Below are 16,917 nucleotides of genomic sequence, written 5' to 3'. Positions count from 1 at the left end.
GCGTTTTTTGTTATTAGTAGTAATACAAATAATAAAAGACAAAAAAAAACGGTCATAATTAAATTTATGATTGGTACAATAAGCAAAATAAGGGCGTATGGGGGATGCCTAGGCTCTCAGAGGCGAAGAAGGACGTGATAAGCTGCGAAAAGCTGCGGGGACGAGCACACATCGATTGATCCGCAGATATCCGAATGGGGCAACCCACTATGTTGAAGACATAGTACACCGATAGGTGGGCAAACCCGCTGAACTGAAACATCTAAGTAGGCGGAGGAGAAGAAAACAAAAGTGATTCCGTAAGTAGTGGCGAGCGAACGCGGATTAGCCCAAACCAGTGCTGTTACGGCAGTGCTGGGGTTGTAGGACCACGACATTTCTTGCACAAAGAATTAGAATCTACTGGAAAGTAGAACCATAGAGGGTGATAGTCCCGTATAGGTAATGAGTGTAAAGGATAGTGGTATCCTGAGTAGGGCGGGGCACGTGAAACCCTGTCTGAATTTGGCGGGACCATCCGCTAAGGCTAAATACTCCTGAGAGACCGATAGTGAACCAGTACCGTGAGGGAAAGGTGAAAAGAACCGTGAATAACGGAGTGAAATAGATCCTGAAACCATACGCTTACAAGCGGTCGGAGCCCTTTCGTGGGGTGACGGCGTGCCTTTTGCATAATGAGCCTACGAGTTAACGTTGCTGGCAAGGATAAGTGATTAAGTCACGGATCCGTAGCGAAAGCGAGTCTGAATAGGGCGCTTTAGTCAGTAGTGTTAGACGCGAAACCGTGTGATCTACCCATGGGCAGGTTGAAGCTGTGGTAACACACAGTGGAGGACCGAACCGGTTGACGTTGAAAAGTCTTCGGATGACCTGTGGGTAGGGGTGAAAGGCCAATCAAACTCGGAAATAGCTCGTACTCCCCGAAATGCATTTAGGTGCAGCGCTGATGATAGTTATATAGAGGTAGAGCTACTGATTGGATGCGGGGGCTTCACCGCCTACCAATTCCTGACAAACTCCGAATGCTATATAATGTTTCACAGCAGTGAGGGCTTGGGTGCTAAGGTCCAAGTCCGAGAGGGAAAGAACCCAGACCATCAGCTAAGGTCCCCAAATATATGTTAAGTTGAAAGAACGAGGTTTGTCTGCCCAGACAGCTAGGATGTTGGCTTGGAAGCAGCCATTCATTTAAAGAGTGCGTAACAGCTCACTAGTCGAGCGGACGAGCATGGATAATAATCGGGCATAAACATATTACCGAAGCTATGGATTTACAGTCTGACTGTAAGTGGTAGGGGAGCATTCTAACAGGGTTGAAGGTGTATCGTAAGGTATGCTGGACTGGTTAGAAAAGAAAATGTAGGCATAAGTAACGATAATGCGGGCGAGAAACCCGCACACCGAAAAACTAAGGTTTCCACAGCTATGCTAATCAGCTGTGGGTTAGTCTGGTCCTAAGGCGAACCCGAAAGGGACAGTCGATGGCTAACGGGTTAATATTCCCGTACTACTAATTACTGTGATGGGGTGACGGAGTGATGAAAGCGCCGCGAACTGACGGAATAGTTCGTTGAAGTACCTACCTATAAGAGATGCAGGCAAATCCACATCTTTTGGGGAAATACGATAGTACTCGGAGTCTTCGGACAAAGAGATAGTGCGCCTAAGGGCTTCCAAGAAAAACCTCTAAACTTCAGGTAATTAGTACCAGTACCGTAAACCGACACAGGTAGTTGAGGAGAGAATCCTAAGGTGCTCGAGAGATTCATGGCTAAGGAATTAGGCAAAATAGACCTGTAACTTCGGGAGAAAGGTCGCCAGCGCAAGCTGGCCGCAGTGAAGAGGTCCAGGCGACTGTTTATCAAAAACACAGGGCTCTGCAAAATCGTAAGATGAAGTATAGGGCCTGACACCTGCCCGGTGCTGGAAGGTTAAGAGGAGATGTTATCTTCGGAGAAGCATTGAATTGAAGCCCCAGTAAACGGCGGCCGTAACTATAACGGTCCTAAGGTAGCGAAATTCCTTGTCGGGTAAGTTCCGACCTGCACGAATGGTGTAACGATCTGGACACTGTCTCAGCCATGAGCTCGGTGAAATTGTAGTAACGGTGAAGATGCCGTTTACCCGCAGTGGGACGAAAAGACCCTGTGCACCTTTACTATAGCTTAGTATTGACCTTGGATAAATGATGTGTAGGATAGGTTGGAGACTGTGAAGTGGCGTCGCCAGGCGTTGTGGAGTCATTGTTGAAATACAACCCTTTGTTTATCTGAGGCCTAACCCCGCGTTGTGGGGGACATTGCTTGGTGGGTAGTTTGACTGGGGTGGTCGCCTCCAAAAGAGTAACGGAGGCTTCTAAAGGTTCCCTCAGTACGCTTGGTAACCGTGCGTAGAGTGCAATGGCATAAGGGAGCTTGACTGAGAGACATACAGGTCGATCAGGTACGAAAGTAGAGCATAGTGATCCGGTGGTTCCGCATGGAAGGGCCATCGCTCAAAGGATAAAAGGTACGCCGGGGATAACAGGCTGATCTCCCCCAAGAGCTCATATCGACGGGGGGGTTTGGCACCTCGATGTCGGCTCGTCACATCCTGGGGCTGGAGAAGGTCCCAAGGGTTGGGCTGTTCGCCCATTAAAGTGGCACGCGAGCTGGGTTCAGAACGTCGTGAGACAGTTCGGTCTCTATCTACTGTGGGCGTTAGAAATTTGAGTGGATCTGATTCTAGTACGAGAGGACCGAATTGGACAAACCTCTAGTGTATCTGTTGTCCCGCCAGGGGCACCGCAGAGTAGCTACGTTTGGAAGGGATAAGCGCTGAAAGCATATAAGCGCGAAACCCACCACAAGATGAGATTTCTTTTAAGGATCGTGGAAGATGACCACGTTGATAGGCTATAGATGTAAAGGCAGTAATGTCATAGTCGAGTAGTACTAATAATCCGTAAGCTTATGTACACCCTTTTCCCGAGAGCGAAAGCTCTCGGGAGGAAACTTTCTAAATACTTTTATGTTTCTTTATCTCAGTATGTTAAGATATTTGCAGCGAAGCTGCAGTTGACAGTTGATGGTTGGTAGCCCGTGGAAACACCAACAACCATAAACCAACAACCGCCAACAATGACCTTAAGGTGGTTATTGCGGCGGGGCTCACCTCTTCCCATCCCGAACAGAGTAGTTAAGCCCGCCTGCGCAGATGGTACTGCAGTTATGTGGGAGAGTATGTCGTCGCCTTTCTTTTAAGAATCCTCATCATTTATTTGATGAGGATTTCTTGTTTTATACCATATTTTAATTGTACTGCAATTATGTGGGAGCCCCGATAGCTATCGGGGGTTGTCGCCTTTTTTTAAGAATTCTCATCATTTACTTGGTGAGGATTTTTTGTTTTACAACATATTTTAAAGGTACTGCAATTATGTGGGAGCCCCGATAGCTATCGGGGGTCGTCGCCTTTCTTTTGAAACTCCTTATCCAAAATGGGTAGTTTTTTTGATTTGCAATTGTTTTTTAGTGATTAATCTTTAAATGTGTGCGTACTAAGTCTCAGTGGTTGAAACCGCTGGTTATGGGTCGCATTACTTTGTTTATTTTCTATAAAAAAAACAAACAAAAGATTAAACGGGTAATCCGACCTCATCGTGGAGGAAAATACTTTTTTTTTTTTTTTTAGCTATAATGCTATTTGCTAGTTGGTTGTGATTTGTGTGAATTAGATTTTTTTACTGTCGACGTCATTAATAAACTGAATTACGCCATTCATAAAGACTTTTTGATCATCCCACATGGCTAAATGGCTTCCGTTTGGACAATATAAATAGTGACCATTTTTGACTAATTTGCTTTGTTCTTCCATGGTTTTTGGATCCATTGTGTCGTATTTAGCGCCAATCATTAGTGTTGGAATGGTAATTTCATGTAATCGGTTTTTAATGTCCCATTTGGATAATCTTCCGCTGATGCCAAATTCACTAGGGCCTTGCATTAAGGTATAAATTTCTCCATTTACATGTTTGCTGGCACGATTTAAACCGTCCGGCCATTCTTTTAACCGGCATAAATGTTCTTTGTAAAAGTTTGGAAGCAGTAATTCCATATATCTTGGATTCCCGAAATCTTTTTTGGCTTCTAAAGCTCTTATTTTGGCAAGAATTTCTGGTTTCATTTGTTTTGCCAGAACTTCATCAGCATATTTTCCGTATTCAGGAGCGCTGGCCATCATATTAGATACAAGTAATCCTTTCATGTTTTGTTGATATTTCAGAGCATACTCCATTGCAAGAATGCCTCCCCAGGAATTTCCCAGAACATAAAAATTTTCTTTATTGGCATTAATTGCTTTTCGAACTTGTTCTACTTCATCAACAAATCGATCTATAGTCCATAAGGTACTGTCTTTTGGCTGATCACTGTAATAAGATCCTAATTGGTCGTATTCATAAAATTCAAAGCCTTCACGTTGAAAAAAAGTTTCAAAACACTCCATGTATTCATGTGTCATAGCAGGGCCTCCATGTAGTAGTAATATTTTAATTTTTGGATTGTTTCCAAATCTTTTTGTCCAGACTTTGAAGTTTCCGACAGGGGTTTTGATTGGAATCATTTTTACTCCGGCTGCTTCTATTTTATCATCACTTTTATAGGTGAAGTAATCAGAGAGCACGTTGTTTTGAGTTTCATTTTTGCAGGAAACCATTAAGAATATTGTCAATAGGAATAAAAGTGAGCGCATATTTTTTGGTTTTGAAGTTGGATTAGGTAATTATTTGCATAAAACTAAATTACGATTTTTATTGTAAACTAGCTGATTATTAGATTTGCAAAGGTTGTAATTGTGAGTTATTTTGATTTTTTCAGATAAGATTCCTAGTTTATTGTAATTCGAATGTTTTTGATTTTTAAAAACAGATCAGCTCTTTTTTGTTGAAAAACGATATTTTTAAAAATATAATTTCGGTGTTTTGTAATTTTTATTATTTTTACTAAATCGATTTAGGAATATTTATTTTATTTACTTATGAAAAATTTATTATTAAGCTGCTTGTTTATTTTAGCTCTAAACCTGTCTATAAATGCGCAGGAAATAAAATCTCCAGATGGGAATTTTAAATTGACATTTCATTTAGATAAAATTGGGACTCCAATATATTCTTTAAATTTTAAAAATAAACAAGTATTTCAGGAAAGTAAAATGGGTTTCATTTTGAAATCGGATATTATGCTTAATAAGGATTTTCAAATCATTGATAAACAATTTGATTCGGAGAATAGTGTTTGGAGTCCTATTTTGGGTGAACAAAAAGAGATTAGGAATAATTATAACGAAATGAAAGTTAGTTTGCAGCAGGATAAAAGCAAACGTAAGCTGATTATTTATTTTCGTTTGTTTAATGATGGGTTAGCTTTTAGATATGAATTTCCTGTGCAGGAAAATTTACGTCATTTTATAATTCAGGAAGAAATTAGTGAGTTTAATTTGATAGGAGATCATAAGTTTTTTTGGATTCCGGGAGACTATGATACAAATGAATACAGTTACACGACTTCAAAAATATCAGAAATGCAGGCTTTGGTTTATGATGCTGTGCATGTACCATTAGCAGCGCAGAGTACAATTAAGAATCTGGCCACACAAACACCATTGATGATGAAAACCAGCACTGGACTTTATATAAATATTCATGAAGCTGCTTTAAAAAATTATCCGGCAATGTGTCTTAATGTAAATGATAAAAATTTTTCATTGAGTTCACATCTTGTACCTGATGCAGTTGGAAATAAAGGATATATTCAAACAGGAAGTTTTACACCCTGGAGAACAGTAGTTGTTAGTGATGATGCCAGAAATATATTGGCTTCGAAAATGATATTAAATCTTAATGAGCCTTGTAGTTATGAAGATGTTTCATGGATTAAACCTGTAAAATATATTGGGGTATGGTGGGAGTATTTTACTGGTGGAGGATCAACGTGGGCATATTCAGATAATCAGGATGTTGTGATTGGTAAAACAGATTTTTCAAAGTTAAAACCAAATAATACACATGGAGCAAATACAAAACATGTAAAAGAATATATCGATTTTGCATCATCAAACGGTTTTGATGCTGTTTTAGTTGAAGGATGGAATGAAGGCTGGGAAGATAATACTGCTTTTAAAAAAGAACGTATTTACAGTTTTACCAAGGCATATCCGGATTTTAATGTAAAAGAATTAAATGAATATGCTCAGCAGAAAAATGTAAAAATAATTATGCATCATGAAACGACATCGTCTGTTTCAGAATATGAACGACAATTAAGTGATGCTTTAAATTTTATGAATGCTAATAATTACAATGCAGTAAAAACGGGATACGTTGGTCCTATTATTCCCAGAGGAGAACATCATGATGGCCAGCAAATGGTAAATCATTATACTTATGTGGTAACTGAAGCAGCAAAGCATAAAATTATGGTAGATTCACACGAGGCAGTTCGTCCAACCGGTTTGCACAGAACATATCCAAACTGGTTCGCACAAGAATCGGCAAGAGGTACAGAGTTTGAATCTATGGAAGGAATTCATCCGGATCATACTACTATTTTGCCATTTACACGTTTGATGGGTGGCCCAATGGATTATACACCTGGAATTTTTCAGGGAGACTTATCCGTTTATGGTTCAAAGAAAAATAAACTAAGTACAACGCTTGCTAAACAGTTGGCCTTGTATGTAACAATGTATAGCCCATTGCAGATGGCAGCTGATTTACCTGAAAATTATATCCGTTTTAATGATGCATTCCAGTTTATAAAAGATGTTGCTTTAGATTGGGACGAAACTTTTATTCTTGAAGCTGAGCCTGGAGATTATATTACAATTGCCCGAAAAACAAAAGGAAAAGAAGAATGGTTTGTGGGAGCCATAACAGATGAAAATCCACGTACTGCTTTAATTGATTTTAGTTTTCTCCCTGCGGGAAAATCGTATACAGCTATTATTTATGAAGATGGAAAAACAGCTGATTATAAAACAAATCCACAGTCATATAACATTCGAAAAGTAATAGTAAACAGTAAAACAAAATTAAAGCAAAACTTAGCATCTAGCGGAGGAACAGCAATTTCTGTAAAATAACTATTGTATTGAGAGAGCATAAACTAAACGGATTTGAAAGATAATTAAAATAGATTCGTGTAATTCATATCAAGAAAAATATAAAAATTTAAAAAAATATAAAGATGAACACAAAAATGTATCCAATGCAGTTTGAACCAATTCTTAAAGAAAGAATTTGGGGAGGTGAAAAACTACATACTTTATTGCATAAACCTATAACTTCAAAAATTACAGGTGAAAGCTGGGAATTGTCAACTGTTGAAGGAGATGTAAGTGTAATTGCAAATGGAGAGTTAAAAGGAAAATCACTTTCTGAAATAATTAACGAATCACCTAATGAAGTTTTAGGTACTGCCGTTTATGAAAGATTTGATAAGCAGTTTCCTTTATTGTTTAAATATCTGGATGCGCGAGAAGATCTTTCAATACAGGTACATCCTAATGATAAATTGGCAAAAGAGCGACACAATTCTTTTGGTAAAACAGAAATGTGGTATGTAATGCAGGCAGATACGGATGCGAGAATTATCGTTGGTTTTAAAGAGGATTCAAGTAAAGAAGAATATGTAGAAAACTTAAATAATAAAACACTTGTTTCAATTTTAGATGATGTAAAAGCGAAGCAAGGAGATGTTTTTTTTCTGGAAACAGGAACGGTTCATGCTATCGGAGCGGGACTTGTTGTGGCTGAAATTCAACAGACATCAGATATAACTTATCGTTTGTATGATTTTGACCGCACAGATGCACAAGGTAATAAAAGAGAATTGCATGTTGATTTGGCTCTCGATGCGATCAATTACAAAAAAACAGATACGTATAAAAAGTATAATAAAGTTGACAATGAGTCTAATACTATTGTAGACTGTTCTTATTTTACTACGAATTTTATTCCGCTGCAAGGAGAAGTTCAGGTGAATAAAAATGGAAAAACTTTTACTGTTTATATGTGTACCGAAGGTGATTTTGAAATTGAAACAGAAGGTGAAAAATATAGTTATAAAAAAGGAGATACTGTGTTAATGCCGGCTTCAGTTAATAAGTTTATATTAAATGGAAATGCTTCAATTTTAGAAGTCTATATTTCGTAAAAATAGCTTATTTTAGTGCAATATTTGCAAGATGGTGAGGTTTAGAATTGATAATAAATCGTAAAATGCACCAATTTATTGATAATTAATTCTTAAAACGCCTTAAAAAAAATGATTTATATAAAAAATCAATTACAAAAACGTTTTAGTAATTATTATGCATATATTTGTAATATTATTAATAACACTTTAATAAAAAATTAACTCACTCAATGAAAAAAATCACAATTAAAGATATTGCTACGGAAGCTAAAGTTTCTATATCTACGGTATCCTTTGTGATTAATGGAAAAGGGGAGAAGATGGGCATCAGTGCAGCTGTTATTAAAAAGGTGCAGGATGTAGCCGAAAATCTTAATTACAGGCCAAGTATGATTGCTACCAGTTTAAGAACTGGAAAAACGAGATCGATTGGGCTTATAGTGGAAGATATTTCAAATCAGTTCTTTTCTGATTTGGCACGTGTTATCGAAGATGAAGCAAAAAATATAGATTACAGAGTTTTTTATTGTAGTACAGGTGATGACGATGAGCGCTCGGAAGAATTAATAAGTAGTCTTTTGCAGGCAAATGTTGATGGTTTTATTATCACCCCAACTCAAAAATTAGAAGATAAAATTGAACTTCTTTTAAAATTGAAAAAACCTGTGGTATTGATAGACAGATATTTTCCGGGACAACGAGTGAGTCACGTAGTAATGGATAATTATGAAGCTGCCAACTCAGCAACTAAGTTCCTGATGAATAAAGGATGCAAAAATATAGCTGTTGTTAATAATACTTCTGAAATGATTCAGATGAAGTTAAGGGAAGACGGTTATAGAGATGCTTTAAAAGAGGAAGGAGTTTATAATGAAGAACTGGTGTTACATGTGGATTATCACAGTAATGAAGAAACCAGAATTGCATCATTATTAAGTTTTTTTCAAAAAAATCCTAAAATTGATGCGGTCTTATTCCTGGCCAATTACATGGGGCTTGCAGGACTTCAGGTTTTTAGGAAAATAGGAATTAGTATTCCGGATGATATTTCGGTTATTAGTTTTGATGATCACGACAGTTTTAAATTGCACACACCAACAATTACTGTTATCGCACAGCCTATTGAAGATATTGCGATTAAGTCTATACAGTTGTTAATGAGTCAAATGACAAGTATGGAAACATTTAAAATAGAAAAAAGCCTCAAAAAAGGAAACTTGATAGTTAGAGAATCAGTTTAATTTTTGTTGCCTGATATAAATAAAAAAAAAGAAAAAACGTTTCGTTTTTTTTTAATCATTTTACTAAATCGTTTTAGTAAGTTTTAGATGAATAAAGTAAAAATAATAGTTCACTATTTAAAAGGATTACGATATCGATTTCTTGAATTTAGAGAAGTCAAGTTTTTTATAAAAGCATAGTGTTTAAAGGTGGAAATCTTTAAATGCCATTTTAGAATTGAGTTCGAATTTATTATTAATTATTTAAAAACAATCACGTTAAAACAATCACACGTTAAGACAAACAAAAATCAAAACAAATAACCAAAAATGCTTATGAGACGTATATTTGCAGTGTTAGGAATGATATTGTTGTGCAGTTTAGGGGCTGTAGCGCAAAATCGATTAATAACAGGTATAGTGACTGATGCACAAAACAAGGGAGTTATTGCCGCATCCATCGAAGTTCAGGGAAAACCGTTTAGCGCAGTTACTGATGCTGAAGGTAGATTTAAAATGAATGTTCCGGAAGGGCCGGTTACATTAAATGTATCATCTATAGGTTTTGCACCACAAGCAGTAGTATTGCAGCAAAACCAAAACAAAATTTCAGTTGTATTAGCAGAAAATACTCAGGAATTAAAAGATGTCGTAGTAACTTCATTTGGAGTTAAAAAACAAAAGAAAAGTTTAGGTTACGCAGTTGGAGAACTAAAAGGTGACGAACTGACAAAAAATAAAGAAATTAACTTAGGAAATGCCCTTCAGGGGAAAATTGCCGGGGTTAACGTTTCTGCGCCGGTTACAGGGCCATCTGGTTCAAGCCGTGTGGTAATTCGTGGAGCAACTTCAGCTTCAGGACTTAACCAGCCTTTATATGTTGTTGATGGTATTCCTATTGATAACAGCCAGCAAGGAAATGCCGGTATGTGGGGTGGAGCTGATAAAGGAGATGGTATGTCGTCTTTCAATCCAGACGATATTGCATCTATGTCAGTATTAAAAGGTAGTGCCGCTTCTGCTCTTTATGGGTACAGAGGATCAAATGGTGTTATCTTAATCACAACTAAAAAAGGTAAAAGCGGAACAGGACTTGGAGTAGATTTTAGTACAAACTCAACTTTCAATACACCAGCAAGTCTTCTAAACTGGCAAGATCAATACGGAGCAGGAGCGCCTGTAAATGGAGTTGCTACAAGATTTAACAATTTACAGGAACTTAGAGATTCTTATTATTTTGCATGGGGAGATAAATACGACGGAACTCCTTCTCTTGGCCTTGACGGTAAAACCAGACCATATCAGGCTTACGGAAAAGACAATGTAGAGAATTTTTACAGAACTGGATATTCTTTTAGTAATACACTAGCAGTTTCTGGCGGAAATGAAACAACCAATTTCAGATTGTCTTTTGGAAACACTAAAGATGAATCTATTTTACCGGGAACTAACTTCGGAAGAAATAACGTTGCTTTAAGTTTAAATTCTGCACCAAACAAAAAAATAAGTATAGAGAGTAATGCACAATATATTATTGAGAAAAGTAATAACAGACCTTACTTGAATGACTCTCCAAGAAACCCATCTTTTCCAACTACTTTCCTTACACCTGGAACAGATATCAGATGGTTAAACAATGCTTATGATGAAAATGGAGGTGAAGCAGATTATTTTGGAGCAAACACTTACCACACAAACCCATATTTTGCTACACAAGAGCCATTAAATAATGACCTTAGAAAGCGTTTTATTGGTTCTGCAAAAGTAAATTATAACATTACAGATAAAATTTATGCTAAAGGTGTTCTTGGTATTGATGATATTAATTATGAATATACTGAAATCGAGCCTACAGGAATCAACTACAATCCTGGAGGGTCTTTTGAGAACAGAGTTGAAAATCGTTCAGAATACAATGCTTCTGCTTATTTAGGATACAAAGGTAATATCGTAGAAAATCTTTCATTAGATGCTTTCATTGGAGCTAACCGTCAACACAACAGATACAGCGGAATTAAAATGAGAGGAAACAACTTTATTGTTCCATTCAAATATTTTTACGGAAATACACAACCGGATAAAACAGAGAAATTATTTTCTGAAAGTGAAGTAAACTCTCTTTTCTACTCAGCAGATATTGGGTATAAAGATTTCTTATACCTTAGTTTAACAGGACGTGAAGATTGGTTTTCAACTTTAGATCCTTCTAGTAACAGTACATTTTATCCATCTGTAAGTTCAAGTTTTATTTATTCTGAAATCATCGACTTACCAGAGTGGATGTCATATGGTAAGTTTAGAGCAGGTTGGGGTAATGTAGGAGGAGCTTTACCAGATGCTTATGCTTTAGCATTAACTTATTCTGCACCAGACGGACAAACAGATTCTCAAGGACAACCAATTTTAGGTGTTAATGGTGATACAGTTCCAAACAGAAATTTAAAACCTTATAATGTAAGTACAATCGAATTTGGTTTCGAAAATACATTCTTCAATAACAGAGTAAGTACAGATTTGACTTTTTACAGCAAAAAAACGACTAATGACATTACTGATGCTGATATTTCTCAGTCTTCGGGTACAAAACAACAAAAATCAACGTTGGTGAAATTCTGAACAAAGGGGTTGAGTTTGCAATCAATGTAAAAGCAATTAAAACACCAACTTTTTCTTGGAATGTAGGATATAATTTTGCTTACAATGATAGTGAAGTACTTAATCTTTCTGATAAAATTACAACAAAAACATTGGAAGGAAACAGAGACTCAAGAGCGTCTGTAGTTTTAGAAAAAGGACAACCATTTGGAGTAATCAAAGCTTATGATTATTTAAGAGATGCAAAAGGGAATATTGTACTGGATACTAACGGAAAATTCATGAGAGGTGATTTAATCATTGCAGGACAAGGTGTAGCGCCATTGTCTATGGGATTCTCAAATGATTTCTCTTATAAAAATTTCACACTTTCTGTTTTTGTTGATGCTAAATTCGGAGGAGAAATCTATTCAGCAACCAACCAGTTAGGAACACGTTACGGATTATCAGAACAAACACTTCCAGGTCGTGAGGGAGGAATTGCTGTAAGCGGTACAGATGTTAACGGTAACCCGGTAAACACAACAGTTTCTGCATATGATTACTGGAGAAGTTATAGCGATGTAACATCAAATTTTGTTTATGATGCCGATTTCGTAAAACTAAGAGCAGTTTCATTAAGCTATAATTTTCCAAAAGCAAATCTTGCAAAAACACCATTTCAATCCGTTAGTTTAGCATTTTCTGCTCATAATTTATGGACAATTTATGATAAAGTGCCAAACATTGATCCGGAATCAAACTATTCTAATAGTAACGCACAAGGTCTTGAAAGAGCTTCTATGCCTTTGACAAGAAACTACGGCTTAACGCTGAATGTCAAATTCTAATACTATAAAAAGATGAAAAACAGATATATAAAAATATTTTGTATCGCAATTGTTAGTGCAATGACACTAGCTTCATGCGATAAAGGATTCGAAGAAATGAATACGAATCCAAATGCTTTGACAGATCCTGCTGTAAAATCAATGTTTACACTTGCTGAGATTTATGTTGACGGACAAGATTTTTCTAATACAAGAGGAAATAATATTTACGCTGCGCAAATTGTACAGCAATTTTCATCCCTAGGAGGTTCAGGTTCAAAATATACCTATTCATCGGAATACTCTGGTGCCCTTTTTGGAGAAACGTATGGTAAAGGATTAAATCAAATTTTTCAGTTATTATCTGTTATAGAAAATACACCAGAAAATACTAATGCGATCCAGGCTTTAAGAATCATGAAAGTTTTCTTGTTTCAAAAGTTAACAGATACTTACGGAGAGGTACCTTATTTTGAAGCTGGTAAAGGATATAATGGAGGTGTTTTTGCTCCAAAATATGATACACAGGAAGCAATCTATAATGATCTTTTAAAAGAATTAGACGAAGCAGGAAATGCTCTGGATGCTAATAAAGCATTTGTAGGCAATGCAGATTTATTCTACCAAAGTAATGTGGCTAAATGGAAAAAACTGGCAAACTCAATGATGTTGAGAGTTGCAATGCGTTTGTCTAAAGTAAACCCTGCAAAGGCAAAAGAATATGTTGAAAAAGCAGTTGCAAAAGGTGTTTTTACTTCAAATGATGATAGTCTTGTACTAAAACATGATGCAGGACCACAAGGAGTTAAAACGAATCCTATTACTTCATCTTGGGTAAGAAATGACCTGAATGGTGGAGATGCTAATACAAAATTCAGTAAAACGTTTATCGATAATTTAAAAAACAATAACGATCCTCGTTTAAGAATTTATGCAAAACTTGAAGCTACTGGCAACAATTCTCCGGCTAGCCAACAAGGACTTGCAAATGATGCTAAAGAATTTCCGGGAGGAGATAAAAAACTTTTCTCAGATCCTAATACATCAACAGTATTACGTTTAGATGCTCCTACATTAATTATGTCTTATGCCGAAGTAGAATTTATCCTGGCTGAAGCAGCTGTAAAAGGCTGGAATGTTGGTGGATCTGCACAAAAGCATTATGAAGACGGAGTAAAAGCAGCAATGCAGGTACTGACAATTTTTGGAGACAAAGTACAGGCTGTTTCTCTTGCTGAATATAATGATTACATGACAGCTCATCCTTTTAAATCTGCAGGAACAGAAGCTGAAAAAATCGAGCAGATTATTACTCAAAAATGGATCGTATTATTGTTCAACGGCTTTGAAGCTTTTTCAGAATACAGAAGAACAGGATATCCGGTTTTAGTTCCTGTTAATGATCCTACGGGAGAAACAAAAGGAACAATTCCTAGAAGATTAATTTATGATCAGTCAGAATTGATAACCAATGCGGCTAATTATAAAGAAGCAATATCACGCCAAGGGTTGGATTTAATGACAACCAGAATCTGGTGGGACAAATAGTTTAAAAATTTTGGTTAGTTAGTTTGAATTAAGCCGGGTAGGAATACCTGTACCTCCCGGCTAATTTTTAATTTCTTTTCCGCTTTAATAGAAAATGATACGCTGCTTTATTTAGTATTTCATTGATTTTTAGTACCTTTTTTTTCGCAAAAGAAAATTTGCTTATGCTGAAAAAGATGGGATTACATTTAATATGGATTCAAAAAAATAAAAAGTAGTTGTTGATTTTTGAAAAGAGAAATAGAAGTTTTTCATTTTAAAAAATCAAATAATAAACTAAAACTTGGCAGTCATAAAAAAAGGAAATGATTTCTGGATATTTTGTTAGTTGCTCTTATTCTGATACAAAAACCTAAAAGAGAAGGAAATAATTGCGAAAATCAATTATGACCTTCTCCAACTGCCAACAATAACATTAAAAATTATAAAATAATATATTACTCGGTAAAATGAAACATACAAAAAGCTTTTATTGGTGCGTAGGTATTTGTCTCGCATGCTTTTCATTTGTAGCCAAAGCTCAAAATATTGACATAAAAACAGGCTGGCAATACCGCGAAACACAAACAACAGCATGGTTCCCGGCAACAGTTCCCGGCGAGATCCATACAGACTTGCTTAACAATAAAACAATTGAAGATCCATTTTATAGAGATAATGAAAAAAAACTGCAATGGATCGAAAAGAAAGACTGGGAGTATAAAACCACTTTTCAGGTTTCATCTGCAATTTTAAAAAGAAAAAATGCTGAATTAGTTTTTGATGGATTAGATACTTATGCTACCGTTTATTTGAACAATAAACAGGTTTTAAAAGCAGATAATATGTTTCGTCAATGGAAGGTAGAGGTAAAAAAGTTACTGAAACCTGGAAACAATGATTTGGTTATCGTTTTTAAATCGGCACAAAATGTTGTGGATTCACTTGCCAAAAAAGATTTGCCATTTGTTATTCCGGATAATCCACGCGCGTATGCCCGAAAAGCACAATACCATTTCGGATGGGATTGGGGACCAAAATTTACTACCTGCGGTATCTGGAAAACACCACGTCTGGAAGCTTACGACGAAAAAAGCCCGGAGAAACCGTACATAATGAATCGTAAAATAGAATTGGTACAACAGCCAGACAGTCTTGGTAAATCATTTTATTTCAAGATTGATGGAAAGCCGGTTTATATGAAAGGAGCCAATTATATTCCTTCGGATGCTTTTCTTTCGAGAGTGACTAAAAAAGAATATGAAAAAGTAATTTCTATGGCAAAAGATGCCAACATGAATATGCTTCGCGTTTGGGGAGGCGGAATTTATGAAGATGATTATTTTTATGACTTATGCGATAAAAATGGGATTTATGTATGGCAGGATTTTATGTTTGCCGGAACCATGATACCCGGAGATAAAGCCTTTTTTGACAATGTAAAAGCAGAAGTTCAATATCAGGTGAAACGCCTTCGTCATCATAAAAGTATTGTTTTATGGTGTGGAAATAATGAAATAGACGAAGCTTTTAAAGATTGGGGATGGCAAAAAAGCATGAAAATGTCAAAGCAGGATTCCACTCGTTTATGGAAGGATTATGTTCGTTTATTTCAGGACAGTATTCCAAAATGGGTAAAAGAAGTCGATACCAAACGCCCGTATATTAGTTCATCACCTTTATTTCACTGGTCTAAAAAAGCGAGTATTACCCAAGGTGACAGTCATTATTGGGGAACCTGGTGGGGGCTGGAAGATATTGAAGCAGTACAGAAAAAAACGGGTCGTTTTGTAAGCGAGTACGGAATGCAGGCTATGCCTAATTATTCTTCGATAGAAGCATTTACAAAACCGGAAGACCGTTATTTATATTCAGATATTTTAGAAGCACATCAAAAAGCCGGAAAAGGTTTCATGAAATTAGATTCTTATTTGAGCCGTTATTTCATCGAGGCATCCAAAATAAAGAAAATGAGTGTCGAGGATTATACCTACCTTACACAGTGTCTGCAATACTATTCGCTAAAAAATATTATCGGAATTCATCGCTCAAAAGCACCTTATAATATGGGGACTTTAGTCTGGCAGCTTAACGATTGCTGGCCGGTAGCAAGCTGGAGTGTTACTGATTATTATGATCGTCAGCCGAAAGCTGCGTGGTACGCCATGAAAGAAGCCTATAGAGATGATAAAACCCCCGAAATTGATTTGACCCGTCCAATCGATTTAAAATTAGAGGATCCAAAAATAACATGGAAAGTATCTGGAAACAAAGTTACTTTAAAAGCTTCAAAAGCAGCCAAGTATATTTATGTCTCAATAAAGGGTTACACAGGAAAATGGAGCGATAATTATATTGATTTAAATGCAGGAGAAGAAAAAACAATTACGTTTGAAGGCAAAGTGGCAAAACCGGAATTAAAGGTTTTTTCTCTATATGATGTTTTGAAGAGGTACTAAGGTACTAAGTTGCAAAGGGTCAAAGGTTTTTCTGTAGAGACGCACTGTAGTGCGTCTGTTTATCTTGCGAACCTAGCGAGAGTCATTGCACTCTTTGTGGTTATTTTTTGTGTTCTAGATTATACATAAAGAT

The 16,917-nt window shown here is 36.4% G+C and carries 8 protein-coding genes and 2 rRNA genes; 9 read left to right on the top strand and 1 reads right to left on the bottom strand.

Annotated elements, in window-relative coordinates; translation table 11 throughout:
• The first annotated feature begins 76 nt into the window (after window positions 1-76).
• Window positions 77-2,957 (top strand): 23S ribosomal RNA (locus OLM51_RS18145).
• A 169-nt stretch (window positions 2,958-3,126) separates the two neighbouring features.
• Window positions 3,127-3,236, top strand: a 5S ribosomal RNA gene (gene rrf / locus OLM51_RS18140).
• A 475-nt stretch (window positions 3,237-3,711) separates the two neighbouring features.
• Here rrf and OLM51_RS18135 read toward each other — a convergent pair.
• A complete protein-coding gene (locus tag OLM51_RS18135) occupies window positions 3,712-4,731 on the bottom strand; it encodes a proline-specific peptidase family protein (RefSeq protein WP_264552006.1) in 1,020 nt (339 codons plus the stop codon).
• Between the two features lie 285 nt (window positions 4,732-5,016).
• On the opposite strand from OLM51_RS18135, the gene OLM51_RS18130 reads away from it, so the two are divergent.
• The 7 genes from OLM51_RS18130 to OLM51_RS18100 all read left to right on the top strand — a co-directional run bounded on the left by OLM51_RS18130 (window position 5,017) and on the right by OLM51_RS18100 (window position 16,784).
• Window positions 5,017-7,119: a glycoside hydrolase family 97 protein gene (locus OLM51_RS18130; RefSeq protein ID WP_264552005.1), complete on the top strand. Its 2,103-nt coding sequence runs from the start codon at window positions 5,017-5,019 to the stop codon at window positions 7,117-7,119.
• A gap of 104 nt (window positions 7,120-7,223) precedes the next feature.
• Entirely contained in the window at window positions 7,224-8,192 is a 969-nt protein-coding gene (locus tag OLM51_RS18125; protein ID WP_264552004.1) for a type I phosphomannose isomerase catalytic subunit, read from the top strand.
• Window positions 8,193-8,404: 212 nt separating this feature from the next.
• Entirely contained in the window at window positions 8,405-9,415 is a 1,011-nt protein-coding gene (locus OLM51_RS18120; protein ID WP_264552003.1) for a LacI family DNA-binding transcriptional regulator, read from the top strand.
• A gap of 315 nt (window positions 9,416-9,730) precedes the next feature.
• The gene (locus tag OLM51_RS18115) at window positions 9,731-12,010 is read left to right on the top strand and encodes a SusC/RagA family TonB-linked outer membrane protein (protein ID WP_264552002.1); all 2,280 of its coding nucleotides are present in this window, start codon (window positions 9,731-9,733) and stop codon (window positions 12,008-12,010) included.
• A 131-nt stretch (window positions 12,011-12,141) separates the two neighbouring features.
• Window positions 12,142-12,819, top strand: coding sequence for a hypothetical protein (locus tag OLM51_RS18110; RefSeq protein ID WP_264552001.1), 678 nt, complete (start codon window positions 12,142-12,144; stop codon window positions 12,817-12,819).
• A 12-nt stretch (window positions 12,820-12,831) separates the two neighbouring features.
• Window positions 12,832-14,346: a SusD/RagB family nutrient-binding outer membrane lipoprotein gene (locus tag OLM51_RS18105; protein WP_264552000.1), complete on the top strand. Its 1,515-nt coding sequence runs from the start codon at window positions 12,832-12,834 to the stop codon at window positions 14,344-14,346.
• A gap of 449 nt (window positions 14,347-14,795) precedes the next feature.
• Window positions 14,796-16,784 (top strand): beta-mannosidase, encoded by a 1,989-nt coding sequence (locus OLM51_RS18100; protein WP_264551999.1) that lies wholly within the window; start codon window positions 14,796-14,798, stop codon window positions 16,782-16,784.
• Window positions 16,785-16,917: the final 133 nt, after the last annotated feature.

Source organism: Flavobacterium sp. N2038, from assembly GCF_025947185.1.
Lineage (GTDB): Bacteria > Bacteroidota > Bacteroidia > Flavobacteriales > Flavobacteriaceae > Flavobacterium.
Note: the sequence above shows the minus strand (reverse complement) of the source record. Positions and strands in the feature narration are given on the sequence as shown.